The following is a 24,457-nucleotide window of genomic DNA, read 5'->3' as shown; positions in this document are numbered from 1 at the left end:
GCGCATGACGAACATCGAGATCCCCAGCCCGGTCAAGGAGTTCATCGATTCCGTGAACGCCGGTGACGAGGCGGCCTTCCTCGACGCCTTCACCGCCGACGGCTACATCGACGACTGGGGCCGCGTTTTCGGCGATCGCGCCGCGATGCAGGGGTGGAGCGCGAAGGAGTTCATCGGCGCGAAGGGCGTGCTGACGCCGGAGAAGGTCACCGTCGACGGCGACACCGTGACCGTGGTGGGCGACTGGCGCAGCACCCACGCCAACGGGCTCAGCGAGTTCACCTTCGCCGTCGCCGGGGAACGCCTGGCGTCCATGACGATCCGCGAGGGCTGACCACCGTGCGGACGATCGTCATCGTCACCCTCGGAATCGTGTTGGCGTTGATCTTCCTCGCCGTCGGCAGGAAGGTCGGCACCGTCGGCCCGCAGCGGGCGGCGATCGCCTTCGTCGTGCTCTGGACGCTGGCGATGATCGGCAACCTGGCCGTCGGCGTCTCCCACGGCTACACCGTGGCCGAGGAGTTCCCGATCCTGCTGGTCAATGTCCTCCCCGGCGCCGTCGTGGCCCTGGTGGGGGCGCGCCTGCTCACCCGAGAAGCGCGCTGACGGCGGAGCGTCTGCGCGCCAGCTCGCCGAGGTCCGCATCGATGCGGGACAGGGTGGCGCGCATCGCGGCCTCGATCGCGGGGCACAGGTCGACGGTCCGCTCGTTCCGGGCGCACGGGAGGATCACCCGGATGGCGTCGGTGTCGAAGCCGGCGTCGAGGAGGCCGCGGATCCGGCGCACCTGCGAGGCCGCGTTCCCGTCGTAGACGCGGTAGCCGGCGGGGGTGCGCTCCGCGGCCAGGAGGCCCTTCTCCTCGTAGTACCGCAGGGACCGCGCGCTCGCGCCTGTGACCTCGGACAACTCGCCGATCAGCATCTCGCCCTTGACCTTCACACCAGCGTCAACCCGCACACTGCACGCATGTATTCCGATCGTGCCGCCCAGATCCTGTCCGCTTCCTCATCCGCCGTCGTCGACCGCGGCGCCGGCCCCGTCGTCGCGCTCGCCCACGGCGCGGGCGGCGGGGTGCTCGAGAACTTCGCCGCGCTGGTCGACCGCGCGCCCGACCTGCGGTTCGTTGGACCGTCGTGGCCCGGATCGGGCGGTACCCCGCTCGGCGCAGCGCCGCTCGCCCTCGAGGACCTCGCCGATCGCGTCGTGGCGGCCGCCGTGAGCCGCGGCGCCGAGCGCTTCCCCGTCGTCGGGCTCTCCCTCGGGGCGGCCGTGGCGGTCACGGCCGCGCACCGCCACCCCGAGCACGTCTCGGCGCTGGTGCTGACGGTCGGCGTCGCCCGATCCGACTTCCGGGTACGGACGGTCACGGAAACGATCGGCGCGCTCGCTGCGGCCGGCGCCCACGACGCGCTCGCGGCGTACGTGCTGTCCGTCGCGTCCTCGGACGCGACGCTGCGTGCGCTTCCGCCGGCGACGCTCGAGGAGACACGGATCGCGGTCCGCGACACCATGCCGGAGGGGATGTCCGCGCAGATCGATCTCGCCGGGCGCGTGGACGTCACCGATCTCCTGCCCGGCCTCGCGGTCCCCACCCTGGTCGTCGTCGCGGGCGGCGACCGGCTGGTGCCCGCCGACATCGCCCGGGAGTTCAGCGCGATCCCCGGGGCGCGCGTCGTCGACTACGCCGGGGCCGGGCACATCTTCACGCCGTCCGAGGCCGAGGAGTGGGCCGTCGAGGTCACCGAGTTCCTGCGGGCGGTGGACTGAGCGCGGCATGATCGAGGTATGACAGCTGCTGTCCTGGCCCTGCATTGGCAGGTGAACGTGATCGAGCCGGAGGGCTTCTTCGGTCCGATGCTGGCGGAACCGGTCGAGGAGTCCGGCGTCGTGGACCGAGCCGCGACCTTCCACGACGCGGCGCTCGCGGCGGGCGTGCCGGTGATCTTCACCCGGTTCACCGTGCCCGAGGGTGAGGGGGACCTCGTGCGGAACACCGCGTTCATGCAGGCGGTCGGCGACGCGCAGGAGTCGTTCCGCCCGGACGCCGACGGCGCGCGGATCATCGCCGCGATGGCCGACCAGCCGACCGCGATCTACGACAACCAACGACTCTCGGGGCTCGCGGGGCCGGCGACGGAATGGCTCGCGGAGCACGGGATCGACACGATTTACCTGACGGGCGTCGCGACCAACCTCACGGTCGAGCAGACCGCGCGGCACGGCACCGATCTCGGCCTCGTCGTGCACGTGGTCGAGGACTGCGTCGCCGCGGCGGATCCGGACGTGCACGCGGCATCGCTCGCGAACCTGGATCTCGCGACCGCGGGCCGCGTGACGGCCGTGGAGGCCATCGCCCGCTTCGGCGTCGCCTGAGGCCCGACGCGGACGCTCAGCGCAGCTTGGCGCCGTACGCGTGCGTGATCTGCAGGACCAGCAGCACCCGGCGGTCCGCGACCATCACCTCGCGGTACTCGCGCCAGTCGGGATGCTCGCCGGCGCCGGTGCGGTAGTAGTCGACGAGCGCGTCCACCTCGGCACCATCGGGATCCGTCGACGGGCCGATGAGAGTCGCGGTGCCCTCGGCGGTGGCCCAGGTGTAGCCATCGGCGCTCGTGAACTCGATCGCGGCCCGCGGATCGCGGCGCAGATTCGCCTCCTTCGCGCGGCCCGCGGTCATGGACACGAGGATCCGGTCGGCGTCCACGTCGTACACCGTGGTGACGGGGGAGAGCTGCGGCATGCCACTGGCCCGGAGCGTCGCGAGGACGCCGATCCGGCTGGCGGCGATCAGGGTGCGGGGGTCGAACTCGGTCGAGGCCATGCACCGTCCAACGCCTCGCCGGCCCCCGCTGTTCCGGGGACCGGCGAGCAGGGCTCAGACCGCCGCACTGTCGACCCGCACACCGGGACGAGGAGCGCGGCGCCGTCGCTCGGCGGCGATGCTCGCGGCGGCCAGCAGGGCGCCCGCACCGCTCAGGGCGACGCCGATCCACACCGGCGACGTGGGGCCGCCTCCGAGGCTGATCCCCGTGCCGCCGAGTTGTGCACCCACCGCGTTGCCCAGGTTGAACGCCGCGATGTTGGCCGACGAGGCGATGAGCGTCGCGGTGCCGGCGTTCCGCAGCACGCGCAGTTGCAGGGCGGGCACCGTCGCGAAGCCGACGAGGCCCATGACGGCGAGCGCGACCGCGACGAGCGGCTGCGAGCCCGCGAGCACCGCGACCGCCGCGATGGCGAGGGGCAGGAGCACGGCGAACGTGAGCAACGCGCGGTCCGCGTCCCGGTCGGCGGCACGACCGCCCACGAGGTTGCCGGCGAACAGGCCAAGACCGAACAGCACCAGGAGCCAGGGGATCGCGGCGGCGCCGAAGCCGGTCACGGACCGCAGCAGCGGCTCGATGTACGTGAAGGCGCCGAACAGCCCGCCGAAGACGAGAGCCGTGACAGCGCAGGCGATCCAGACGGACGGGCGCAACAGCACCGACAGTTGGGTCCGCACCGAGGTCGTCTCGGCGGGCACGCTCGGCACCAGGACGGCGATCGCCGCCATGGCCACGAGCCCGATCACGGCGACCGCGACGAACGTGGCCCGCCACCCGAATCGGTGACCGAGCGCGGTACCGGCGGGGACGCCGAGCACGTTGGCGACGGTGAGCCCGGCGAACATCAGCGCGATCGCCGACGCCTGGCGGTCGGGCGTGACCAGCCGCGCCGCGAGCACGGCGCCGATCCCGAAGAAGCCGCCGTGGCACAGCGCCGCGAGGATCCGACCCGCCATCACCAGCTCGTAGGTGGGGCCGGCCGCGGAGAGGGCATTCCCCGCGACGAAGAGGGCGAGCAGGATCAGGAGCGCGGTCTTCGGCGGCCGCGACACCAGGGCGAGCGTCACGGTGAAGGCGCCGAACACGACGCCGAGCGCGTAGCCGGTGACCAGTCCGCCGGCGACGGGGATGCTCACGCCCAGGTCGCTCGCGACGTCGGAGAGCAGGCCGGTGATGGAGAACTCCGTCAGCCCGATCCCGAAGCCGCCCATGGCGAGTGCGAGCAGTCCGGGGTGCAGGCGACGGTGCGAGGTGGCGGTCATCATCGGGCTCCGTTCAGGGTCGCGCGCAGCCAGACGGCCAGGTCGCGCTGGAGGTCGGTGGCGGCGTCGAGCACGGCGTCCATCCAGTAGAAGCCGTGCAGGGTGCCGGGATAATCGCGGTAGTCGACGGCACCGCCCGCTGCCCGGAGAGCCTCCGCGTACTGCCGGCCGTGGCCGCGCAGAACGTCGAACTCCGCCGTCGCGACGAAGGCCGGTGGGAGTCCGGTGAGATCGTGCGCGTTCAGGGGCGCCGCGCCGGTCGGCACGTCGCCGTCGGGAAGGTATTGGCTCCAGAACCATTCCATGTCGGCGGGCGACAGGCTCACCTCGTCCGCGGCGAGGTCGTCGTACCCACCGGGCCGCAGCGGCGGGTAGAGGACCGCGTGGGCGGCGATCGGCGGTCCGCCCCGATCCCGGACGCGCTGCACGAGCGCGGCGGTGATCGTCCCACCGGCGCTGTCGCCGATAACCGCGATCCGCTCCGGATCCACGTCGAGCGCGCCGGAGGCGATCCACTCGAGCACGGCCGCGGCGTCGTCGATCGCCGCAGGATAGGGGTTCTCGGGCGCCTTCCGGTAGTCGACGGTGACGACGGTGAAGCCCGTGGCGAGCGCCAGGAGCCGCGCGGGTTCGTCGCTGACCTCGATGTCGGCGATCACGAAGCCGCTTCCGTGCAGCATGAGGATCACAGGTCCGCCGGGCGGGCCGTCGCGGTACACGCGCACGGGCAGAGACGATCCCGGGCCGATCACGTAGGTGTGCCGGACGTGGTCGACGTCGGGTGCGCGGCGTTGCAGGTCGAGGTAGCCGCGTCCCGCTCGGCGGGCCTCGGCGACGGTGCCGGCGTGGACGGGCGCGGCGCCGGCGATGGCGGCGAGGTGGGCGGCGGCCTGGGGGTGCAGGGGCATGACGGGTCCGTTCTTCGGGCAGCGGGGATCGCCAGTGGTCGCCGCGGTTCGGCGACCCTGGTGGAGGAGGGTTGGGGCTGGGGTGCGGCTCAGTCGGCCACGCGGTGCCGCAGCAGCGTCAGGGCGTCGTCGTCCGGGCTGCCGGGCGCGGCGCTGAATGCGATCATGCGGGCACCGTCGGACTCGGGGAGGTGGAGCATCTGGTAACAGAGGTCGAGCCGGCCCACCCACGGATGGTGGAACCGCTTGACGCCGCTGGTGCACAGCTCGACGGCCTGCAGTGCCCACAGCCGGGCGAAGTCGCGGTCGAGCACCAGCTCGCCGAGCAGGCCGCGGAGGGCCGCGTCGTCGGGGAACTGGGCGGCGACCCAGCGGAGCGACGCGACGGCCAGCTCGGCCTCCAGTTCCCAATCGACGAAGAGCGACCGGACCTCCGGATCGAGGAAGGTCTGCCGCACCTTGTTCGGCGGCGGATCGGCGTGCAGGTCCTCGTACGGGACGTGCGGGGCCAGAACGGCGTTGCCGAGGCGGTTCCACGCCAGGATGTCCTGATTGAGCGAGAGCACCACGGCGGGCGTCTCCATCGCGTCGACGAGTTGGCGCACGCCGACGAATCCGGCGCCGTGCCGATCGATCGGCGCCGCGCCCTCGCCCGACGGACGAGCCAGCTCGAGGAGGTGCAGGCGCTCGACCTCGCTCAGCTGCAGGGCGCGGGCGAGTGCGCTCAGGACCTCGCCGGAGGGATTTCCCGCGGCGCCCTGCTCCAGGCGGGTCAGGTAGTTGACCGAGACCCCGGCGAGCTCGGCGAGCTCCTCGCGGCGCAGGCCCGGGACCCGCCGTCGGCCGTAGCTGGGGAGGCCGAGAGCATCGGCGTCCACCGCGGCGCGCCGGGAGCGGAGGAAGGACGCCAGGGTCGGGGCGGTCTCATCGATCATGTCCCCGAGTCTGGTCCACTACGCGCGCGGTTGCCTGCCCCTGTGAGGGGCAGGCTCCGCGGCGGCGGGTCAGCGCAGGTCAGGAGCCTTCACAGATGCGGATCTCGCGGACGGCACCGTCACCGAGGGCGGCGAGGGCCTCCTGGTAGGCGGGGGAGTCGTGCGTGGCGACGGCCTGCTCGAGGCTGTCGAACTCGATGACCGTGGTGCGCTCGATCTTCCCCGCCTCGTAGGCGACGGCGGCCTGGCCGCGGACGATGAAGCGCCCGCCGCCGTCGGTGATCGCGGGCCCGCCGATGGCCGCGTACGCCGCCATCTTCTCGGGGTCCTTGATCTCCTGGTAGAACGCGATCCAATACGCCTTCGCCATCATCCGTCTCCTTCTGTCAGTACTTACGGGGAGTGTGCACGATCCGACCGCCGGAGCGTTCGGTGACCTCGGTGCGCGAGGACCCGACGATGAGGAGGCAGCGCATGTCCACCTGCTCGGGTTCGAACGCGCCGAGGGTGGTCACCGTCAGCGTCTCCTCGGGCGAGCCGACGGCGCGTCCGACGATGACGACGGTCTCGGGGGAGCGCACCTCGAGCAGCACGTCGCGCATCCGTACGAGCTGCTCGCGGCGCGTCCTCGACGCCGGGTTGTACACGGCCAGCGCGAGGTCCGCCGCGGCGACGGCGCGCAGCCGCTGCTCGATGACCTCCCAGGGCTTGAGGTAGTCCGAGAGCGAGAGCACCGCGTAGTCGTGGCCGAGGGGCGCGCCCACGCGGCTCGCGACGGCGTTCGCCGCCGTCATACCCGGCAGCACGCGGACGGGGACGTCGTGGAAGGCCGGATCGGCGGCCACCTCCGCGACGGCCGAGGCCATCGCGAACACGCCGGGATCGCCGGAGCTCACCACGGCGACGCGGGCACCGCCGGCCGCGAGTTCCAGCGCGTGCCGGGCACGGTCGGCCTCCACGCGGTTGTCGGAGGCGTGCACGCGCTGGCCCGGCCGCGGGCGCACCCGTGCGGTGTAGGTCTGATATCCGACGATGTCCGTCGCCTCGGACAGCTCGTGCCGGACCTCCGGCGTGGTCCACGCCTCGTCGCCGGGGCCGAGACCGACGACCACGACCTCGCCGCCCGACGGTGCCGTGGGCGCGTTGATCCGTCCGGGCACCAGCACTGTCGCGAAGTAGGGCACGTCCTCGGCGCTCACATCGCCGACCGCGAGCACCCGCTCGTCCGCGCGGCTGGCCCGCTCGACGTACCAGGCCGCGCCGTCCCGGCCGGCGTCCTGCAAGGCGCCGCGAACGGTCGGGAAGGTCCTGCCCAGCTTCATGATCGCGGCGGCGTCCGTGTCGGCGAGGCGGCGGCGCAGCTCGGATTCGGGGAGCGTGCCGGGCAGCACGGTGAGCACCTCGTCGGCCTCGACCAGCGGCACACCGGTGGCGGCGGCCGCGGCGCTCACGGACGTGACGCCCGGGACCACGACGCATTCGAACCGGTCGCGGAGCCGCTTGTGCATGTGCATGTAGGAGCTGTAGAACATCGGGTCGCCCTCGGCGAGCAGCGCGACGTTGCGCCCCGCCGTCAGGTGCTCGGCGAGCTCCTCCGCGGCGCCGACGTAGAAGTCGTCGAGCGCGCCGCGGTAGCCGCCGGGGTGATCCGTGGTCTCGGTGGTCACCGGGTACATCAACCGGATCTCCGTCTGGCCCTCGCGCAGGTACGGCGCGGCGCACGCGCGCGCGTTCGAGCGGCCGTGCCGCGCACTGTGATAGGCCACCACATCGGCCTCGGCGATGAGCCGCGCGGCCTTCACCGTGACCAGCTCCGGATCGCCAGGACCCACGCCCACGCCGTACAGGATCCCCGTCACAGCTCCTCCTCCCGCGCCAACGCGTTGAGCGCCGCCGCCGTGATCGCGCTGCCGCCGCGGCGGCCCAGCACGGTGATGTACTCGACGCCCAGCCCCGCCGCCTCCGCGACGAGCGCGTCCTTCGACTCGGCGGCGCCGATGAAGCCGACCGGGATCCCCACGACGACCGCGGGTTTCGGCGCGCCCGCCGCCAGCAGGTCGAGCAGGTGGAACAGGGCCGTCGGCGCGTTACCGATCGCGACCACCGCGCCCGCCATGCGTTCGCCCCACAGCTGCAGGGCCGCGGCGCTGCGCGTGTTCCCGATCTCGGCGGCCAACGCGGGCACGCGCGGATCGCGCAGCAGGCACAGCACCTCGTTGTCCTCGGGCAGGCGGGCGCGGGTGACGCCGTGCACCACCATGTTCGCGTCCGCGAGGATGGGCGCCCCGGCGCGCAGCGCAGAGCGTCCGGCCGCGACGGCGTCGGCCGAGAACCGGACGTCACGATCCAGATCGACCTGACCGGCGGCGTGGATCATGCGGACCGCCACCGTCTCCGCGTCGGCGGCGAGGGCGGCGAGGTCCGCCTCGGCGCGGATCGTGGCGAACGATCGCCGGTAGATCTCGGCGCCGTCGGTGAGGTAGTCGTGCACCCGGGAAGTCTATTCGCCGGGCTCGCCGGTCACGACCACGCGTCGGTGTTCGCCCGACGGTGCGCCGCAGCCGCGCTCGCACGCGACCACGTGGACCCGCTCGTCGTCGGCGATGTCGTCGGCGATGTCCGCCGCGTGTGCGAGCGAATCGCCGTGCGCGCGGGCGCATCCGTGGTCGCCGACGCACGCGCTCACCCGCAGGAGCGGCGCATTCGCGTCGAAGATCAGGCCCATCGGCGCGAGGACCCGCACCACGGTCTCCGCAACGCCCTCGTCGAGGCCGTGCACGTGCACCGTCCGCCACGGCGTGATCGTGATCGGGTGATCCACGGCGGCGATGAACTGCGCGGTGCGCGGGTCGAGCCGGCCCAGCGGAACGCCCATCCCGAGCGTCACCGAGCCGTCGGGCCGGTCGAACCAGCCGACGGGAGGCGGCGTGGGGGGCGCCGGGACCGCGCGCGGCCCGGTCACAGCGCCGCCGAGGGCGGCAGCGATGCGCTCGGCACCGTCGGGCAGGTCGTGCACGCGCCATTCGTCGCCGCGCAGGTCGAGGAACGCCTGCGCGGCGTCGAGCAGCGCGTCGACGGTGCCGGGCAGGTCGGTCGGCCGCCCAGCGAGGTGGAGCACGCCGCCGCGCGACTCGGCGTCCGCGGCGAGCGCCGCGACGTCGCCGGCGCCGTCGTCGAGGGCGAACAGGAACCGACCCGGGAGCTCGGCGAGGGCGGCGCGCGCCACGAGCGCCCGGTCGAGCGCCGCGGCGGTCTCCCGGAGCTCGCCGGCCTGCGGCGAGGCGACGATGTTGCGCACGCGCTCGTGTGTCGGCGAGGGCAACAGTCCCGCATCGGCGAGACGCCCGCGGGCGGCGTCGAGGTCGGCGACGCCGCGCAGCTGGACGTTGCCGCGCGAGGTCAGCTCGATCGGCTCGTCACCGGCGAGTTCCGCGAGGGCGACGAGCTGAGCGGGTTCGAGCGCTCCGCCGGGCAGCCGGACCCGGACCAGGGCACCGTCGGCCGCGGCGTGCGGTCGCAGGACCCCCGGGCAGGCGTCGGGTTGCTTCGGCTGCAGGACGATCAGTCCTCGAAGTGGACCGGCGGCAGGGTGATGACGTGGCCGGCGTAGGCCAGGCCGGAGCCGAAGGCCATGACGAGCGCGGTCTGGCCGGGCTTCGCCTTGCCGGTGCGCAGGAGCTCCTCGACGGCGAGCGGGATCGACGCCGCGGAGGTGTTGCCGGTGGTCACGATGTCCTCGGCGACCACGCAGTCGTCGCGCAGCTCGAGGGCCTTGATGAGCACCTGGGTGATCCGCAGGTTGGCCTGGTGCGGCACGAAGACGTCGATGTCCTTCGAGGTGAGGCCGGCGAGCTTGAGCGCCTCCTGGCACGCGGGGAGCAGCGCGGTCGCGGCCCAGCGGAAGACCTTGCGGCCCTCCATGCGCAGGAACGGACGGACGGGCGCCTCGATCGTGGTGTCGTCCCGGAAGGCGTGGACCTCGTCGAAGTACGTGCCGAAGTCCTTGTCCTGGAAGATCGCGGTGGTGAAGTCGCCGTCGGCGCCCCACGACACCTGGGAGACACCCACCTCCTCGGACGGTCCGAGCACGGCCGCGCCGGCACCGTCGGCGAAGATGAACGCGCAGGTGCGGTCCTCGGGCGAGATGAGGTCGGAGAGGCGCTCGACGCCCACGACCACGACGTACTTCGCGGTGCCGGCGCGGATCAGGTCGGTGCCGACGGCGGCGGCGGTGGTGAAGCCGGAGCAGCCGGCGGTGATGTCGAACGCAGGGACGCCGACGCGGCCCAGCTCCTTGGCGATCTGCGGGGCGAGCGAGGGGCCCAGCTCCAGGCGGGTGTTCGTCGCGGAGATGACGCAGTCGACCAGCTGGGGATCGATGCCGGCGGCCGTGATCGCACGCTCGGCAGCCTTGACCGACATCGACAGGATCGTCTCGTCGTCCTCGGCGAAGTGCCGCGACTCGATGCCCGAACGGGTCTTGATCCACTCGTCGCTCGAGTCGATCTTGTCGACGATCTCGGAGTTGGGCACCACGCGCCGCGGTCGGTACGCGCCGATCCCGAGGTAGCTGACGTTCGACTGCTCAGCGGGGGCGGGAGGGGCGATCCGGGCGGGGGCGGTCATGCGTGAGGTACTCCGTTCGAGGGGTGGCGCGGATGAACCATTCGGTTCATCGACCCGTCATTGGTAACATGAACCGAGCGGTTCAAACAAGCGCCGCCACGCCGCGTGGCGGACTCCACTTCGGTGGACGTCCGCTGTTTCCGAAGAGTCGAGGAGGGTCCGGCCACGATGCCCACCGCCCCGAAGCCGCGCCCCCGCCCCCGCGTGCGACTGGTCAACACCGCGCTCAACCTGGTCGGACGCCACGGCTTCGCCGACGCCGGCCTCGCCGAACTCACCGCGCAGTCGCAGGCTTCCAAGAACTCGCTGTACCAGTACTTCCCCGGCGGCAAGGCCGAGCTCGTGGAGGCGTCCACGTCGCTCGCGGGCCGCCGCCTGCTCCGGTACATCGACGCCGCGACCAGCAAGGGCGAGCCGCACGAGTGGATCGGCCGGTTCATCGAGCTGTGGAAGCGGGTGCTGGTCCGCTCCGAGTTCCAGGTCGGGTGTCCGCTCCTGGCGGCCGCCCTGGCCGACGGCGCGCCCCGCGTGCAGGACGCCGCCACCGCCGCGTACACCGAGTGCGAGCGCCGGTTCGCCTCCGCGCTGGTCGATTACGGGGTCGAGGAGCGCGGCGCGCTCGTCTTCGCCTCCGTCTTCATGAGCTCGATCGAGGGCGCGGTCGCCCGGGCCCGCGCCGCCCGCGACATCTATCCGCTCACCGACGTCTACCACTCGATGATGGCCCTGCTCGACCTGACGATGGCGGCTCCCGACGTGGTGCGGGGCGCTACAGTCGCCGAATGACCGACGGCGACTACACCCACTGGCTGGACGACTGCTACTCCGTCGACTCCGAGGGACTGCGGTCGTACGGCCGGGCCACCCGCTCGCCGCACGTCCCGTACGCGAGCAGCCGGATCATCCCGCGGGACACGCCCGTCCCGCCGCTCATCGTGGCGGATCCGGTGTTCAAGGTGGCCGCGCGGCTGCTGGCGGAACAGATCGAGCAGTTCAACGTCGGCCGGCTGCTGCACGTCTCGCAGACGGTCCGCCAGGTGACGCCGATCCGGATCGGCGACGTCGCGTCGCTGGGAGCCCGGATCTCCGACCGCGTGACGCGAGCCGGGATCGACCTGTTCACCGTGGACTGCGTCGTGCGCGTCGGCGGCGAGACCCGGATCGAGACGTCGAGCGTCGTCGCCTATGCCGGCGGCGACGAGGCGAATACCGACCTCGTCGACGCGGCCGCTCCCGGCATCGTCATGCACGACGCCGTGCTCTGAACGCGCTCACTCGACGACGATCACCCGCAGGCTCCGGGGGCCGTGCACGCCCTCCACGCGGTCCAGCTCGATGTCGCTCGTCGCGCTGGGCCCGCTGATCCAGGTGAGCGGGCGGACGTGGACGCCGGTGTCCCGTAGCCGCGCGACCGCCGCGGGGACGTCGTCGACGATCCGGTCGGCGTGGACGACGCAGACGTGCACGTCGGGCACCAGGGTGACGGCCCGGCGCCCCTGGCCCGGGCCGTGGTCGAGCACGATCGTCCCGGTGTTGGCGATCCCGACGGTGGCGGTGGTCACCACGGCAGCGGCGGCGTCGAGCCGGTAGGGCGAGAGGCCGTCGTCGTCGAGCCAGGGGAGCGGGCCGGGGACGAGGTCACGGACGACCTCGTCGCCGAGCACACCCGCCGCCCCGTCGATCGGCCCGAGCAGCTCGCGCACCGTCGCGCCGAGATCGGGGGCGGCGCACCGTCGGACCTGGGCGCGGTAGTCGGCCACCCGTTCCGCGAACCGGTCGACGACGTCGAGGTCGCCCGTCCCGACGGGCCGGCCGTACGTCCAGGGGATCGGGGTTTCGGCGGTGTCGCGGTCGCCGACGTCGGCGAGCGCGGCGCGTACGCGGCCGAGGATCTCCTCGCGTGCGGTCATCGGCCGTCGCCTCCCTCGTGTTCGCGGGCCCACCACTGCCGGAAGGTCTCCGTCGGCGGGACGGGGGTGTCGCGCTCGGCGCTCCAGCCGTGCATCGGACCCGGGAGCTTGCCGAACGTCGTGCGACGGCGGAAGATCCGGCCACCGAGGGTCGCCACTCGTTGCGCCGCGCCGAGCCTGCCGGCGCTGCCGAACATCCACGCCGCACCCTTCATCGCGGCGGCCTCGGGCTTGGGGACGCCGCCGCGCGCCTCGTCGACCACCCGGGTCCGCAGGTGGACCAGCAGGTCCGGGATGGGGATCTTCACGGGGCAGGCGTCGAAGCAGGCGCCGCAGAGCGTGGAGGCGTAGGGCAGGGAGGCGTCGACCGCGGACGACGTGCCGCGCAGCTGCGGGGTCAGGATCGCGCCGATGGGGCCGGGGTAGACGGAGCCGTAGCTGTGGCCGCCGACCCGCTCGTACACGGGGCAGACGTTCAGGCATGCGGAGCAGCGGATGCAGCGCAGGGCGGAGCGGCCCACCTCGTCGGCGAGGACGTCGGTGCGGTGGTTGTCGAGCAGCACGATGTGCACGGCCTCCGGCCCGTCGCCGTCGCCGGAGGGCCCGGTCCAGATCGAGGTGTACGGGTTCTCGCGCTCGCCCGTGCTGGAGCGGGGGAGCACCTGCAGGAAGACCTCGAGGTCGTCGAAGGTCGGCAGGATCTTCTCGATGCCCACCACCGAGATGAGGGTCTTCGGCAGCGTGAGGCACATGCGGCCGTTGCCCTCGGACTCCACCACTACGAGGCCGCCGGTCTCGGCCATCGCGAAGTTCGCTCCGCTCACGCCGACTTCGGCGCGGAGGAACTTCTCCCGCAGGTGCAGGCGCGCGGCCTCGGCGAGCCGGGCGGGCTCGTCGGTGAGGTCGTCGGGGGCGGGGCGGCCGACCTCCTTCATCCGGCGCCGGAAGATGTCGCGCACCTCGGTGCGGTTGCGGTGGATCGCGGGTACCAGGATGTGGCTCGGCCAGTCCTCGCCGAGCTGCACGATGAGCTCCGCGAGGTCGGTCTCCCAGGCGTCGATCCCGGCGGCGGCCAAGGCCTCGTTGAGCTCGATCTCCTGGGTGGCCATGGACTTCACCTTCACCACCTCCTCCGCGCCGGCGGCGCGCACCAGGTCGACGACGATCCGGTTCGCCTCCTCGGCGTCGCGGGCCCAGTGCACGACCGCGCCCGCGGCGGTGGCGTTGGCCTCGAACTGTTCGAGGTAGTGGTCGAGGTGGCGCAGGGTGCGGTTCTTGATCGCCTCGGCCGCGTCGCGCAGCTGCTCCCAGTCGTCGAGCTCGCCGACGACGGAGGCCCGCTTGCCCCGGATGACCTTCGTGGCGTGCGCCAGGTTGCGGCGCAGCGTGGTGTCGGCCAGCGCCTCCCGGGCGGCATCCGGGAACTTGGGCATGCCGACGAACGTGCCGGTCACGCCGACGTGGGGATGTCCGGTGGTCACAGCGGGGCCCCTTCGGTGGACGCCAGGATCTCGGCGAGGTGGACGGTGCGCGTGCGCTCGCCGGTGCGCGACATGAGCCCGCCGATGTGCGCGAGGCAGGAGTTGTCGCCGGCGACGAGGTACTCGGCGCCGGTATCCCGGACGCATCCGGTCTTGTCCAGGCCCATCGCCACGGAGACATCGGCGTTCTTCACGGCGAAGGTGCCGCCGAAGCCGCAGCACTGGTCGGCGTCGGGGAGCTCCACGAGGTCGATGCCGCGGACCGCGCGGAGCAGGCGCAGCGGGCGGTCGCCGACGCGGAGCATGCGCAGCGAGTGGCACGTGGGGTGGTAGGTCACGCGGTGCGGAAAGTAGGCGCCCACGTCAGTCACGCCGAGGACATCCACGAGGAACTCGCTGAGCTCGTGGACCCGGGGCGTCAACTCGTCGACGGCGGACCGGAGCCCGCGGTCGCCGGCGCGGTCCGCGAGGCCCGCGTGCTGGTGCCGCACGGACCCGACGCACGAGCCCGACGGGGCGACGACGGCGTCGTAGCCGGCGAAGACGTCGACGAAGCGCCGGACGCCGGGGATCGCTTCGTCGGCGTACCCGGTGTTGGTGAACATCTGGCCGCAGCACGTCTGGGCCCGCGGGAACTCGACGTCGACGCCGAGGCGTCGCAGCAGTCGGACCACGGCCTTCGGGGTCTCGGGCCACATCGTGTCGTTGAAGCACGTGGCGAACAACGCGACTCTCACGAGGCCTCCGTCCGGTCGATTTCGTGTGGTCTGACCACAGAATCGAAGGTAGGGTGACGGGGACCACATGTCAACCGACGCACGCTCCCCGTGGAAGGCTGAGGGACATGACGCTCGACCCACCGGACTGGCGGCCCGTCGCTCGCACCCGCACCTACCACCTGGTCATCAGCGCGATCGAGGAGCAGATCCTGGCGGGCTCGCTCCGCGTCGGTGACGCCCTGCCCGCCGAGCGCGACCTGGCGGCGCGACTGGAGGTGAGCCGGCCGGCGGTCCGGGAGGCGTTGCGCGTGCTGGAGGCGCAGGGCGTCGTCACGTCCGGCACCGGCAGCGGGCCCCGCGCGGGCACCTTCGTCAGCGCCGTGCCCGCCGATTCCCTCTCCCACTTCCTGCGCCTGCACATGGCCCTCAGCAACTTCGAGTTCCCCGAGGTCGTCGAGGCTCGCGTCCTCCTCGAGCGGTCCTCGGTCTCGCTCGCGGCCCGCGACGCCGAGACCGCGGCCCTGGCGCCGGTTCGCGCCGCGCTCGCCGCGATGGACGCCGCCGGCGACGACCGCGCCGCCTTCAACGACGCCGACACCGATTTCCACACCGCGATCGCCGAGGCCTGCGGGAACCGCCTCGTCACGACGGTGACGGTCGCCATCCGCGGCGCCCTCCGCCCGGGGATCCTCGCCGCGTTCGAGGAGATCGACGACTGGCCGGCGCTCACCGCGGTCCTGCAGGAGGAGCACCGGGCGATCCTGGCCGCGATCGAGGCGGGGGACTCCGCCCGCGCCGCCGAGCTCACGGAGGCGCACATCCGCGGCGCGTACGGTCGGCTGCCCGGACTGCACTCGGGCACGATCGTCTGAATCGGCGCCCACTAGGGTTGGTGAGGTGATCCTTCTCCTCTCCACCTCGGACACCGACCTCCTCAGCGCGAAGGCCAGCGGCGCCGACTACCGCTGGGCCAACCCCGCGCGGATCAGCGTGGAGCTCGACCTCCCCGGCCTGCTCGACGGTGCCGACATCGTGCTGGTGCGCATCCTCGGCGGCCGCCGGTACTGGGAGAGCGGCCTCGACGCGCTGGCGGCCAGCGGGAAGCCGGTCGTCGTGGTCTCGGGGGAGCAGGCGCCCGACGCCGACCTCATGGAGGCCTCGACGGTGGCCGCCGGCGTCGCCACCCAGGCGCACGCCTATCTCGCCGAGGGTGGCCCCGACAATCTGGCGCAGCTGTACCACTTCCTCTCGGATACGGTGCTGCTCACCGGCGACGGCTTCGAGCCCCCGGTCGCGGCGCCGCAGTGGGGGATCGTGGACCGGCCGGCGGCGGCGCAGGACGGCCCGCGGATCGGCGTGCTGTACTACCGCGCCCAGCACCTCGCGGGCAACACCGCCTACATCGACGCGCTCGCCACGGCGATCGAAGCGCGCGGCGCCGTGGCGGTGCCGATCTTCTGCGCCTCGCTGCGCACCGCCGACGACGCCCTCTTCGCCGAGCTCAGCACGCTCGACTCCCTGGTCGTCACGGTGCTCGCCGCGGGCGGCGTCAACGCCGCCGGTGCCGCGGCCGGCGGCGACGACGAGTCCTGGGACGTGGGCCGCCTCGCCGCGCTCGACATCCCGATCCTGCAGGCCCTGGCGCTCACCACCTCCCGCGAGCAGTGGGAGGGCAGCGACGACGGCCTCAGCCCGCTCGACGTGGCGACACAGGTCGCGATCCCGGAGTTCGACGGCCGGATCATCACCGTGCCCTTCTCCTTCAAGGAGATCGGCGACGACGGGCTGCCCGCGTACGTCCCGGACGCCGAGCGCGCCGACCGGGTCGCGGGCCTCGCGCTGCGGCACGCGCGGCTGCGATCCATACCGAACGCGGACAAGAAGATCGCGCTCATGCTCTCCGCGTACCCCACCAAGCACGCCCGTATCGGCAACGCCGTCGGCCTGGATACGCCGCAGTCGGCGCTGGAACTGATCCGTCGCCTCGCGGACGCGGGCTACGACGTCGGCGCACCGTCGGACATCCCCGGGCTCGAGGCCGACGACTCCGACGCCTTCATCCACGCCGTCATCGCCCGCGGCGGCCAGGACCCGGACTGGCTCTCCGACGAGCGGCTCGACGGGAGCGAGGTCACCGTCGACCCCGCGATCTACCGCGCCTGGTTCGCGACGCTCCCGCGGGACCTGCGCGACGCGGTGACCGAGCACTGGGGCCAGGCGGCAGGCTCGCTGTTCACCACCGGCTCGGGGGACATCGCGATCGCCGCGCTGCGGTTCGGGAACCTCACCGTCATGGTGCAGCCGCCGCGCGGCTTCGGTGAGAACCCCGTCGCGATCTACCACGACCCGGACCTGCCGCCCAGCCACCACTACCTGGCGAGCTACCGCTGGCTCGCCGACCGCGAGCACGGCTTCGGCGCCGACGCGGTCATCCACCTCGGCAAGCACGGCAACCTGGAGTGGCTGCCCGGCAAGACGCTCGGCATGTCCGCCTCGTGCGGCACGGACGCCGCGCTCGGGGACCTGCCGCTGATCTACCCGTTCCTGGTCAACGACCCGGGCGAGGGCACGCAGGCCAAGCGCCGCGCGCACGCCGTGCTCGTCGACCACCTGATCCCGCCGATGGCGCGCGCGGAGAGCTACGGCGACATCGCGCGGCTGGAGCAGCACCTCGACGAGTACGCCAACGTGCAGAGCCTGGACCCGGCGAAGCTGCCGATGATCCGGCAGCAGATCTGGACGCTGCTGCAGGCGGCGAAGCTCGATCACGACCTCGGCCTGGAGAACCAGCCCGACGAGGACGCCTTCGACGACATGATCCTGCACGTCGACGGCTGGCTGTGCGAGATCAAGGACGTCCAGATCCGCGACGGCCTGCACATCCTGGGGGCGGCACCGTCGGGCGACGCGGAGACCGACCTCGTGCTCGCCATGCTCCGGGCCAAGCAGATGTGGGCGGGCTCCGTGCACACGCCGGGCCTGCGCGAGGCCCTGGGCCTGGAGGAGGACGGCACCGCGTCGAAAGCGAAGACGGACGAGTTCGAGGCCCGCGCCCGCGAGCTCGTCGTCGCCGCCGCGGCCGCCGACTGGGCACCGTCGGCGATGCCGGGCCTCACGGACGACCCGGCCGTGGCCAAGATCCTGGACTTCGCGGCGACCGAGGTCGTGCCGCGACTGCGCCGCACCGGCGACGAGCTCGACCACGTGCTGCGCGCGCTCGCCGGCGGCTTCGTGACCGCGGGCCCGTCGGGCTCGCCGCTGCGCGGGCTGATCAACGTGCTGCCGACCGGCCGCAACTTCTACTCCGTGGATCCGAAGGCGGTGCCCTCGCGGCTCGCCTGGGCGACGGGGCAGGAGCTGGCCGCCTCGCTGGTCTCGCGATACCGAGACGAGCACGGCGAGTACCCGAAGTCGGTGGGGCTGTCGGTGTGGGGCACGTCGGCCATGCGTACCGCCGGCGACGACATCGCCGAGGTGCTGGCGCTGCTCGGCGTCACGCCCGTGTGGGACGAGCAGTCCCGGCGCGTGTCCGGCCTCGAGGTCATCGGACTGGAGGAGCTCGGCCGCCCGCGCATCGACGTCACCGTCCGCATCTCCGGCTTCTTCCGCGACGCCTTCCCGCACGTCGTGGCGATGCTCGACGACGCCGTGCAGCTGGTGGCGCAGCTCGACGAGCCGGACGACTCCAACTTCGTCGCCGCGCACACCCGCGCCGCGCTCGCGGACCACGGCGATCCCCGTCGGGCCACCACGCGGGTGTTCGGCTCCAAGCCCGGCACCTACGGCGCCGGCCTGTTGCAGCTCATCGACTCGAAGAACTGGCGCAGCGACGCCGACCTCGCGGAGGTCTACACGGCCTGGGGCGGCTACGCCTACGGCCGCGGGCTCGACGGGGCGCCGGCCGCCGACGACATGCGCGCCGCGTACCGGCGGATCAACGTCGCGGCGAAGAACATCGACACCCGCGAGCACGACATCGCCGACTCGGACGACTACTTCCAGTACCACGGCGGCATGGTCGCGACGGTCCGTCATCTCACCGGTTCGGACCCCGAGGCCTACGTCGGCGACTCGACCCGGCCGGACGCGGTGCGGACGCGCACGCTGAGCGAGGAGACGAACCGCGTCTTCCGCGCCCGCGTCGTGAACCCGCGGTGGATGGCGGCGATGCGCCGGCACGGCTACAAGGGCGCCTTCGAGATGGCCGCGACGGTCGACTACCTCTTCGGCTTCGACGCCACCGCCGGCGTGATGGCCGACTGGATGTACGAGAAGCTCACCGAGAACTACGTCCTCGATCCCGAGAACCGGAAGTTCATGGAGGAGTCCAACCCGTGGGCGCTGCACGGCATCGCCGAGCGGCTCCTCGAGGCCTCGCAGCGCGAGCTGTGGAAGTCCCCGGACCCCGAGCTCCTCGCCGCCCTCCAGCAGGCCTACCTCGACACCGAAGGCGACCTCGAGGACCGCTGATCCCGATTGAACGTCGTTTTGGAGAACGCCACCTGCGGGTTTCCTCTCCAAAACGTCGTTCAATCGCGAGGGGGCCGGGAACCATTCGCCCGGATCGCCCGTTGTACCGGTATGAAGCTCTTCGCGTTCCTGACCTACATCGTCGTGGAGATCGCGGCGTTCGCCGGGCTGGTGTCCTGGCTCGGCTTCGGCTGGGCCGTGCTGGCGATGATCGGCGCCACCGTGCTCGGCGTGCTCATGCTGCGCCGGACCGCCGCGGGCGTGCTCCGCGACCTCGGGGAGGCCCTCGACGGGCAGCGGTCCGCGGGCCCCGCGCTGATGGACACTGCGATCCTCGCGGCGGCCGTCTTCCTGCTCGCCGTGCCCGGCGTGGTGAGCACCGCCCTCGGCCTGCTGCTGTTGGTCAAGCCGGTGCGCGCGGTGGTCCGGCCCGCGGTCGCGTACGTCGGCGCCAAGCGCGTCGCGTCCTTCGTCGAGGAGTCCGGCCTGGTCACGGTCCTCGCCGGCCAGCCGCGCGGCTACGGCACCGTCGTCGACGGTGACGTGGTCACCGACCAGCGCACGCCGGCCGAGCCCGTGGTCGACTTCGGCGGCCCGGGACCGCGCCCGGGGTACCGCGAGTTGCCGCCCGCCCCGTAGTTGGCAGACTGGTCCTTCGTGACCACCGAACTGCTCGTCGGCGGGCGGATCTACACGCCCACGTCCACCACCGCCACTGCGATCGCCGTCGAGAACGGGGTGATCGGCTGGATCGGGGAGGATCGCGCGGCGCGGGCCCTGCACCCGGACGCGCAGGTCACCGACCTCGCCGGCGCCTTCGTCGCGCCCGCCTTCGTCGACACCCACGTGCACGTGACCGCGACGGGCCTCGCGCTCACCGGCCCCGACCTCACCGGCGGGCTCGACGCCGTCCGCGCGGCGCTCTCCGGCGCCTCCGGCGACACCGTGATCGCCCGCGGATGGGACGACACCACCTGGGAACGCCCGCTGCAGCGCACCGACCTCGACGAGCACCGCGTGATCTACGCGGCCCGCATCGACGAGCACTCCGCGCAGGCCAGCACCGCGCTGCGCGCCCTCGTGCCCGGCCTGGACGGCCTCGCCGGCTTCTCGCCCGACGGTCCGCTCACCGCCGCCGCGCACCACGCCGTCCGCGCGGCCGCCACCGACGCTCTCACCGACGCGCAGATCACCGCCGCCCAGACCGCCGCCCTCGACGCCGCCGCGGCTGCCGGCATCGCCGCCGTCCACGAGTGCGGCGGGCCCGACATCGCGGGGGAGCGCGACTTCACTCTCCTCGGCGCCCTCGAGCACGGCGTCCACGTGCGCCGCTACTGGGGCGAGGCCGCCCGCGACGCCGACCACGCCCGCGCGATCATCTACCGCACCGGGGCGGACGGCCTGGCCGGCGACCTCTTCGTCGACGGATCGCTCGGCAGCCGCACCGCCCTGCTGCACGCGCCGTATGCGGACGTACCGTCGACCGGCGTCGCCTACCTCGACCAGGACGCCGTCACCGCGCACGTCCTGGCCTGCACCCGAGCCCGGATCCAGGCAGGCTTCCACGCCATCGGCGACGCGGCGGTCGCCCGGGTGGTCGCCGCGTTCGCGGCGGCCGTCGACGCCTTCGGCGGGCCGCGGGTCGCCTCCTGCGGGCACCGGATCGAGCACGCGGAGATGGTCACGCCGGACGAGGCCGCGAAGCTGGGCGACTGGGGCGTCAACGCCTCGATGCAGCCGCAGTTCGACGCCCTGTGGGGCGGCCCCGACGGGATGTACGCGCGCCGCCTCGGCGCGGAGCGCGCCGCGACCCTCAACGACTTCGCCCTGCTCGCGAAGAACGCCGTGCCGCTCGCCTTCTCCTCGGACTCGCCCGTCACCCCGCTCGATCCCTGGGCCACCCTGCGTGCCGCGACGCAGCACCACACGCCGGGCAGCGCTGTCTCGCCCCGCGCCGCGTTCGCCGCCGCCACCCGCGGCGCCTGGCGCGCCGGGGGAGTCCGCGACGGCGTCGCCGGGACCCTGGTCCCCGGCGCGCCCGCGACGTTCGCGGTGTGGGACGCCGACGAGCTGGTGGTCCGCGCACCGTCGGACGCCGTGCAGCGCTGGTCGACCGACCCCCGCGCCGGCGTCGCGCCGTTGCCCGACCTCGCGCCCGGCGCCCGCCTGCCCCGCTGCCAGCGCACCGTGGTCGACGGCCGGACGGTGTTCGCGGCGTGACACTCCTGGTCCGCGGGGGAGCCGCGCTGCTCGCCGGCGTCGCGCTGTTCTTCGCCTTCCCGCCCGCGGGCCTGTGGTGGCTCGCCCCGGTCGGCGTCGCGGCGCTCGTCGCCGTGCTCGCCACCCGCGAGCGCCCGACACTCCGCGGCGGCTTCGGGTACGGCCTCCTCGCCGGTCTGGGCCTGTTCATCCCGCTGCTCAAGTGGATCGACTCCATGGTGGGCGCACTTCCGTGGATCGGCCTCGGGATCACCTGCGCGCTCTACTACGGCGTCTTCGGGCTGATCGCGACGCGCGTGGTCCGCGCCCCCGGCGGCCCCGTGTGGGTCGCGGCGGCGTTCGCCGTGACCGAGTGGGCCCGCGCTTCCTTCCCCTTCGGCGGCTTCCCGTGGGGCCGGCTCGCGTTCAGCCAGGCCGACGGTCCGCTGCTCGCCCTCGCCCGGTACGTCGGGGCGCCCGGCCTGTCCTTCGCGGTGGCCCTGCTCGGCGCCTGTCTCGCCGCCGCGGGCGTCGCGGCGTACCGTCGCGCGGACCGTCGGACGTTCCTGCTGCCCGCGGCCGCGGCCGCCCTCGTCGCGATCGGCGCGGCGGCGGCGTGGCCGGCCGTCGGCGCACCGTCGGCGGGGCGCGAGGTGACCATCGCCGCGATCCAGGGGAACGTGCCGGAGCAGCGCTGGGACGTCGCGACCCAGCGCGAGGCCGTGCTCACCAACCACCTGACCGAGACGCACCGACTCGCGACCGAGGTCCGGGAGGGCCGGCAGAAGCAGCCCGACGTGGTGATCTGGCCGGAGAACTCCTCGGACGTCTCGCCGGAACGCGACCCGGACGTCGCGGCCAGGATCCGCGCGGCGGCAGCCGACGTGGGCGCCCCCATCCTGGTCGGCACCGTGCACTACGACGGCACCGGCCGCTACTACAACAGCATGACCCTCATCGACGCGAGCGGCCCGCTGGAGCGGCACGACAAGGCGATCCTGCAGCCCTTCGGCGAGACCATGCCGATGCGGGACTTCTTCCGCCTGTTCAGCGACTACGTCGACCTCGCGAACGATTTCACCCCGGGCAGCGGGCCTGGCGTGGTGCGCCCGAACGGCGTCCCGCTCGGCGTCGCCACCTGCTACGAGGTGGCCTTCGACCGGGCGCTGCGCGGGTCCGTCGAGAACGGCGCGCAGATGCTCACCGTGCCCACCAACAACGCCACCTTCGGGCGCACCGGGATGACCTATCAACAGCTCGGCATGTCCCGGGTCCGGGCCGTCGAGCTGGACCGCGACGTGGTGGTCGCCGCCACCACCGGGGTGAGCGCCCTGGTGCGCCCCGACGGCGAGGTGACCCGGCAGACGAGCATCTGGACCAACGACCACCTCGTCGAGACGATCCGCCTGCGCGACGGCCTCACCCCGGCCGCGCGACTGGGGGATTGGGGCGAGGTGGCACTGCTCGTGGCCACCCTCTGCGGAATCGCGATGGCGATAAGGCACGATGGAGGTCTGTTTCAGCCCCGCCCACGGACCGAGGAACCTGCATGAGTGAGACGTCAGCGCCGTCGTCGAAGACGCTGGTGATCATCCCCACGTACAACGAGCTGGAGAACCTGCCGCTCATCGTGGGCCGGCTGCACCGCGCGCAGCCCGGTGTCGACGTGCTCGTGGTCGACGACAACAGCCCCGACGGGACCGGCGACCTCGCCGACTCGTTGGGAGCCGAGGATCCCCGGATCCACGTGCTGCACCGGGCCGAGAAGAACGGCCTCGGCGGCGCCTACATCGCGGGCTTCAAGTGGGCCCTGGAGCGCGACTACCGCGTCATCGTCGAAATGGACGCCGACGGCTCGCACGCCCCGGAGCAGCTCGAGCGGCACCTCGCCGCGATCGACGCCGGCGCCGACCTGGTGATCGGTTCCCGCTACGTCTTCGGCGGCAAGACCGTGAACTGGCCGCTCTCGCGCCAGCTGATCTCGCGCGGCGGCAACGTGTACAGCCAGGTCATGCTGGGCACCCGTATCCGCGACATCACCGGCGGCTACAAGGCCTTCCGCCGCGAGACCCTGGAGGGCCTCGGCCTCGACGAGGTCGAGTCGCTGGGCTACAGCTTCCAGATCGACCTGACCTGGCGCGCCGTGCAGGCCGGCTTCACCGTGGTCGAGGTGCCCATCACCTTCACCGAGCGGGTGATCGGCGACTCGAAGATGAGCGGCTCGATCTTCAAGGAGGCGGCCACCCTGGTGCCGAAGTGGGGCTTCCGGGCCCGCAAGCGCAAGCTGCAGAAGCTGCGCGGCAAGTAGGACCGCAGGAACGCCGAAGGGCCCCGGAGTGATCCGGGGCCCTTCGTGTTCGTCGGACGAACCTCGCGTTACTTACCGCGCCGCGCCTTGAGCAGGTCCAGCCGCTCCTTGAGGAGCTCCTCGAGCTCGCCCTCGGACCGCCGCTCGAGCAGCATGTCCCAGTGCGTGCGCGGCGGCTTCGCCTTCTTCTCCTCGGGTGCGACCCCGTCGATCAGGGTGCCCTCGAGCCCGTTCTTGCACAGCCAGGTGCCGGGGAGCTCGGCGTCGTCCGCGAACGGGACGTCGAACTCCTCACCGTTGTCCGTGCGGTACCGCGCCACCCGGCGCGGAGCGAGGTCGTGGTCCCGATCCGTCTCATAGCTCACCGCGCCAAGGCGGCTGCCCCGTAGAACTCGATCTGCCATGCTTCTCCCAACCTCATGCCTACGCCGAACATTCCCAGTCTACCCGGTTCACTAGACTGCGGCCCATGACCACCGCTCGCCGTCGCAGGTCCGCCGCATGTGCGTGGTGCGGGCGCGAGGTGGTCTCCGAGGGGCCGGGCCGCACCCGCAAGTACTGCCGCCGGTCCTGCCGGCAGCGCGCCTACGAGTCCCGCAACGCCCTCGCCGGTACCTCGTTGCCTCCGGATTCCGTGGTCCTCACCGCGGACGAGGCCGAGTCGGTCGGGGAGCGTATGTTCGAGGTGAGATGCGCCGCGGAGGACGTGCGGACCGCCATCGCCGAGGGCGCCGAGCCGGCCGAACTCGCCGAGCTCGCGGACCGGCTCGTCGAGACCGCGCGCGCCGCAGAACGCCTGCGCTGACCACGCGCCGA

Annotated in this window: 27 protein-coding genes and 1 pseudogene; 13 read left to right on the top strand and 15 right to left on the bottom strand. The window is 72.9% G+C overall.

The window, feature by feature from the left end:
- Nucleotides 1-4: 4 nt before the first annotated feature.
- Together WFK95_RS06975 and WFK95_RS06970 are read left to right on the top strand one after the other, a co-directional pair.
- Nucleotides 5-334 (top strand): nuclear transport factor 2 family protein, encoded by a 330-nt coding sequence (locus tag WFK95_RS06975; RefSeq protein ID WP_224647148.1) that lies wholly within the window; start codon nt 5-7, stop codon nt 332-334.
- 5 nt (nt 335-339) lie between these two features.
- A complete protein-coding gene (locus WFK95_RS06970) occupies nt 340-606 on the top strand; it encodes a hypothetical protein (RefSeq protein ID WP_224647147.1) in 267 nt (88 codons plus the stop codon).
- Here the strand turns inward: WFK95_RS06970 and WFK95_RS06965 are convergent.
- A complete protein-coding gene (locus WFK95_RS06965; protein WP_224647146.1) occupies nt 587-958 on the bottom strand; it encodes a MerR family transcriptional regulator in 372 nt (123 codons plus the stop codon). The two genes, WFK95_RS06970 and WFK95_RS06965, sit on opposite strands and share 20 nt — an antisense overlap.
- 9 nt (nt 959-967) lie before the next feature.
- Between WFK95_RS06965 and WFK95_RS06960 the strand changes: the two genes are divergently transcribed.
- Together WFK95_RS06960 and WFK95_RS06955 are read left to right on the top strand one after the other, a co-directional pair.
- Nucleotides 968-1,768, top strand: coding sequence for an alpha/beta fold hydrolase (locus WFK95_RS06960; protein ID WP_336670267.1), 801 nt, complete (start codon nt 968-970; stop codon nt 1,766-1,768).
- 18 nt (nt 1,769-1,786) lie between these two features.
- Entirely contained in the window at nt 1,787-2,374 is a 588-nt protein-coding gene (locus WFK95_RS06955; protein ID WP_336670266.1) for a cysteine hydrolase, read from the top strand.
- Nucleotides 2,375-2,390: 16 nt separating this feature from the next.
- Here WFK95_RS06955 and WFK95_RS06950 read toward each other — a convergent pair whose 3' ends face one another.
- From WFK95_RS06950 to WFK95_RS06905, 10 genes and pseudogenes are all read right to left on the bottom strand, one after another.
- Nucleotides 2,391-2,822, bottom strand: a complete 432-nt coding sequence (locus WFK95_RS06950) for a PPOX class F420-dependent oxidoreductase (protein WP_224647142.1) — start codon at nt 2,820-2,822, stop codon at nt 2,391-2,393.
- A 54-nt stretch (nt 2,823-2,876) separates the two neighbouring features.
- On the bottom strand, nt 2,877-4,085 hold the full coding sequence (locus WFK95_RS06945) for an MFS transporter (protein WP_224647141.1): 1,209 nt from the start codon (nt 4,083-4,085) through the stop codon (nt 2,877-2,879).
- The gene (locus WFK95_RS06940) at nt 4,085-4,993 is read right to left on the bottom strand and encodes an alpha/beta hydrolase (RefSeq protein WP_224647139.1); all 909 of its coding nucleotides are present in this window, start codon (nt 4,991-4,993) and stop codon (nt 4,085-4,087) included. The genes WFK95_RS06945 and WFK95_RS06940 overlap by 1 nt, the downstream gene beginning before the upstream one ends.
- Nucleotides 4,994-5,082: 89 nt before the next feature.
- A complete protein-coding gene (locus WFK95_RS06935) occupies nt 5,083-5,928 on the bottom strand; it encodes a helix-turn-helix domain-containing protein (protein ID WP_224647137.1) in 846 nt (281 codons plus the stop codon).
- A gap of 79 nt (nt 5,929-6,007) precedes the next feature.
- Nucleotides 6,008-6,298 carry a DUF1330 domain-containing protein gene (locus WFK95_RS06930; RefSeq protein ID WP_224647135.1) on the bottom strand — a complete coding sequence of 97 codons (291 nt, stop codon included), beginning with the start codon at nt 6,296-6,298 and terminating at the stop codon, nt 6,008-6,010.
- A 16-nt stretch (nt 6,299-6,314) separates the two neighbouring features.
- Nucleotides 6,315-7,787 (bottom strand): precorrin-2 C(20)-methyltransferase, encoded by a 1,473-nt coding sequence (locus tag WFK95_RS06925; protein ID WP_336670265.1) that lies wholly within the window; start codon nt 7,785-7,787, stop codon nt 6,315-6,317.
- Nucleotides 7,784-8,419, bottom strand: a complete 636-nt coding sequence (locus WFK95_RS06920) for a precorrin-8X methylmutase (RefSeq protein WP_336670264.1) — start codon at nt 8,417-8,419, stop codon at nt 7,784-7,786. The genes WFK95_RS06925 and WFK95_RS06920 overlap by 4 nt, the downstream gene beginning before the upstream one ends.
- Before the next feature lie 9 nt (nt 8,420-8,428).
- Nucleotides 8,429-9,226: a hypothetical protein gene (locus WFK95_RS06915; RefSeq protein ID WP_336670739.1), complete on the bottom strand. Its 798-nt coding sequence runs from the start codon at nt 9,224-9,226 to the stop codon at nt 8,429-8,431.
- Nucleotides 9,227-9,343: 117 nt separating this feature from the next.
- Nucleotides 9,344-9,403, bottom strand: a pseudogene (locus WFK95_RS06910) (hypothetical protein); the annotation flags it as partial.
- A gap of 86 nt (nt 9,404-9,489) precedes the next feature.
- Nucleotides 9,490-10,554, bottom strand: coding sequence for a beta-ketoacyl-ACP synthase 3 (locus WFK95_RS06905; protein ID WP_336670263.1), 1,065 nt, complete (start codon nt 10,552-10,554; stop codon nt 9,490-9,492).
- 168 nt (nt 10,555-10,722) lie between these two features.
- On the opposite strand from WFK95_RS06905, the gene WFK95_RS06900 reads away from it, so the two are divergent.
- Together WFK95_RS06900 and WFK95_RS06895 are read left to right on the top strand one after the other, a co-directional pair.
- Nucleotides 10,723-11,340, top strand: coding sequence for a TetR/AcrR family transcriptional regulator (locus WFK95_RS06900; RefSeq protein WP_224647128.1), 618 nt, complete (start codon nt 10,723-10,725; stop codon nt 11,338-11,340).
- The gene (locus WFK95_RS06895) at nt 11,337-11,819 is read left to right on the top strand and encodes an FAS1-like dehydratase domain-containing protein (protein ID WP_224647126.1); all 483 of its coding nucleotides are present in this window, start codon (nt 11,337-11,339) and stop codon (nt 11,817-11,819) included. Before WFK95_RS06900 ends, WFK95_RS06895 begins: the two co-directional genes overlap by 4 nt.
- A gap of 6 nt (nt 11,820-11,825) precedes the next feature.
- On the opposite strand, the gene WFK95_RS06890 is transcribed toward WFK95_RS06895, so the two are convergent.
- The 3 genes from WFK95_RS06890 to WFK95_RS06880 are packed head-to-tail and all read right to left on the bottom strand — an operon-like array spanning nt 11,826 to nt 14,682.
- Nucleotides 11,826-12,464 carry a LutC/YkgG family protein gene (locus tag WFK95_RS06890; RefSeq protein WP_336670262.1) on the bottom strand — a complete coding sequence of 213 codons (639 nt, stop codon included), beginning with the start codon at nt 12,462-12,464 and terminating at the stop codon, nt 11,826-11,828.
- Complete coding sequence (locus WFK95_RS06885) at nt 12,461-13,897, bottom strand: LutB/LldF family L-lactate oxidation iron-sulfur protein (protein WP_336670710.1); 1,437 nt, start codon at nt 13,895-13,897, stop codon at nt 12,461-12,463. Before WFK95_RS06885 ends, WFK95_RS06890 begins: the two co-directional genes overlap by 4 nt.
- Before the next feature lie 44 nt (nt 13,898-13,941).
- Nucleotides 13,942-14,682, bottom strand: a complete 741-nt coding sequence (locus WFK95_RS06880; RefSeq protein ID WP_336670261.1) for a (Fe-S)-binding protein — start codon at nt 14,680-14,682, stop codon at nt 13,942-13,944.
- 107 nt (nt 14,683-14,789) lie between these two features.
- On the opposite strand from WFK95_RS06880, the gene WFK95_RS06875 reads away from it, so the two are divergent.
- The 6 genes from WFK95_RS06875 to WFK95_RS06850 all read left to right on the top strand — a co-directional run bounded on the left by WFK95_RS06875 (nt 14,790) and on the right by WFK95_RS06850 (nt 23,641).
- Nucleotides 14,790-15,536: a FadR/GntR family transcriptional regulator gene (locus tag WFK95_RS06875; protein WP_336670260.1), complete on the top strand. Its 747-nt coding sequence runs from the start codon at nt 14,790-14,792 to the stop codon at nt 15,534-15,536.
- Between the two features lie 25 nt (nt 15,537-15,561).
- Nucleotides 15,562-19,134 carry a cobaltochelatase subunit CobN gene (gene cobN / locus WFK95_RS06870; RefSeq protein ID WP_336670259.1) on the top strand — a complete coding sequence of 1,191 codons (3,573 nt, stop codon included), beginning with the start codon at nt 15,562-15,564 and terminating at the stop codon, nt 19,132-19,134.
- Nucleotides 19,135-19,245: 111 nt separating this feature from the next.
- A complete protein-coding gene (locus tag WFK95_RS06865; protein ID WP_336670258.1) occupies nt 19,246-19,773 on the top strand; it encodes an FxsA family protein in 528 nt (175 codons plus the stop codon).
- An 18-nt stretch (nt 19,774-19,791) separates the two neighbouring features.
- Nucleotides 19,792-21,354 (top strand): amidohydrolase, encoded by a 1,563-nt coding sequence (locus tag WFK95_RS06860; protein WP_336670257.1) that lies wholly within the window; start codon nt 19,792-19,794, stop codon nt 21,352-21,354.
- Nucleotides 21,351-22,886 (top strand): apolipoprotein N-acyltransferase, encoded by a 1,536-nt coding sequence (gene lnt, locus WFK95_RS06855; RefSeq protein ID WP_336670256.1) that lies wholly within the window; start codon nt 21,351-21,353, stop codon nt 22,884-22,886. The genes WFK95_RS06860 and lnt overlap by 4 nt, the downstream gene beginning before the upstream one ends.
- Nucleotides 22,883-23,641 carry a polyprenol monophosphomannose synthase gene (locus WFK95_RS06850; protein WP_336670255.1) on the top strand — a complete coding sequence of 253 codons (759 nt, stop codon included), beginning with the start codon at nt 22,883-22,885 and terminating at the stop codon, nt 23,639-23,641. The genes lnt and WFK95_RS06850 overlap by 4 nt, the downstream gene beginning before the upstream one ends.
- A gap of 68 nt (nt 23,642-23,709) precedes the next feature.
- On the opposite strand, the gene WFK95_RS06845 is transcribed toward WFK95_RS06850, so the two are convergent.
- Nucleotides 23,710-24,045: an RNA polymerase-binding protein RbpA gene (locus WFK95_RS06845; protein ID WP_068534369.1), complete on the bottom strand. Its 336-nt coding sequence runs from the start codon at nt 24,043-24,045 to the stop codon at nt 23,710-23,712.
- Nucleotides 24,046-24,110: 65 nt separating this feature from the next.
- Between WFK95_RS06845 and WFK95_RS06840 the strand changes: the two genes are divergently transcribed.
- Entirely contained in the window at nt 24,111-24,446 is a 336-nt protein-coding gene (locus WFK95_RS06840; RefSeq protein ID WP_224647113.1) for a hypothetical protein, read from the top strand.
- Nucleotides 24,447-24,457 lie beyond the last annotated feature (11 nt).

Origin of the sequence: Tsukamurella sp. USMM236 (assembly GCF_037148755.1) — a bacterium.
GTDB lineage: Bacteria > Actinomycetota > Actinomycetes > Mycobacteriales > Mycobacteriaceae > Tsukamurella.
Note: the sequence above shows the minus strand (reverse complement) of the source record. Positions and strands in the feature narration are given on the sequence as shown.

Excerpts from the sequence above, each read along its gene's own strand:
- WFK95_RS06945 (WP_224647141.1), bottom strand. The coding sequence starts at position 4,085 with ATGACCGCCACCTCGCACCGTCGCCTGCACCCCGGACTGCTCGCACTC.
- WFK95_RS06960 (WP_336670267.1), top strand. The coding sequence starts at position 968 with ATGTATTCCGATCGTGCCGCCCAGATCCTGTCCGCTTCCTCATCCGCC.
- WFK95_RS06840 (WP_224647113.1), top strand. The coding sequence starts at position 24,111 with ATGACCACCGCTCGCCGTCGCAGGTCCGCCGCATGTGCGTGGTGCGGG.
- WFK95_RS06935 (WP_224647137.1), bottom strand. The coding sequence starts at position 5,928 with ATGATCGATGAGACCGCCCCGACCCTGGCGTCCTTCCTCCGCTCCCGG.
- WFK95_RS06930 (WP_224647135.1), bottom strand. The coding sequence starts at position 6,298 with ATGGCGAAGGCGTATTGGATCGCGTTCTACCAGGAGATCAAGGACCCC.
- WFK95_RS06900 (WP_224647128.1), top strand. The coding sequence starts at position 10,723 with ATGCCCACCGCCCCGAAGCCGCGCCCCCGCCCCCGCGTGCGACTGGTC.
- WFK95_RS06845 (WP_068534369.1), bottom strand. The coding sequence starts at position 24,045 with ATGGCAGATCGAGTTCTACGGGGCAGCCGCCTTGGCGCGGTGAGCTAT.
- WFK95_RS06865 (WP_336670258.1), top strand. The coding sequence starts at position 19,246 with ATGAAGCTCTTCGCGTTCCTGACCTACATCGTCGTGGAGATCGCGGCG.
- WFK95_RS06955 (WP_336670266.1), top strand. The coding sequence starts at position 1,787 with ATGACAGCTGCTGTCCTGGCCCTGCATTGGCAGGTGAACGTGATCGAG.
- WFK95_RS06890 (WP_336670262.1), bottom strand. The coding sequence starts at position 12,464 with ATGACCGCACGCGAGGAGATCCTCGGCCGCGTACGCGCCGCGCTCGCC.
- WFK95_RS06875 (WP_336670260.1), top strand. The coding sequence starts at position 14,790 with ATGACGCTCGACCCACCGGACTGGCGGCCCGTCGCTCGCACCCGCACC.
- WFK95_RS06940 (WP_224647139.1), bottom strand. The coding sequence starts at position 4,993 with ATGCCCCTGCACCCCCAGGCCGCCGCCCACCTCGCCGCCATCGCCGGC.
- WFK95_RS06885 (WP_336670710.1), bottom strand. The coding sequence starts at position 13,897 with ATGCCCAAGTTCCCGGATGCCGCCCGGGAGGCGCTGGCCGACACCACG.
- WFK95_RS06975 (WP_224647148.1), top strand. The coding sequence starts at position 5 with ATGACGAACATCGAGATCCCCAGCCCGGTCAAGGAGTTCATCGATTCC.
- WFK95_RS06895 (WP_224647126.1), top strand. The coding sequence starts at position 11,337 with ATGACCGACGGCGACTACACCCACTGGCTGGACGACTGCTACTCCGTC.
- WFK95_RS06850 (WP_336670255.1), top strand. The coding sequence starts at position 22,883 with ATGAGTGAGACGTCAGCGCCGTCGTCGAAGACGCTGGTGATCATCCCC.
- WFK95_RS06950 (WP_224647142.1), bottom strand. The coding sequence starts at position 2,822 with ATGGCCTCGACCGAGTTCGACCCCCGCACCCTGATCGCCGCCAGCCGG.
- WFK95_RS06905 (WP_336670263.1), bottom strand. The coding sequence starts at position 10,554 with ATGACCGCCCCCGCCCGGATCGCCCCTCCCGCCCCCGCTGAGCAGTCG.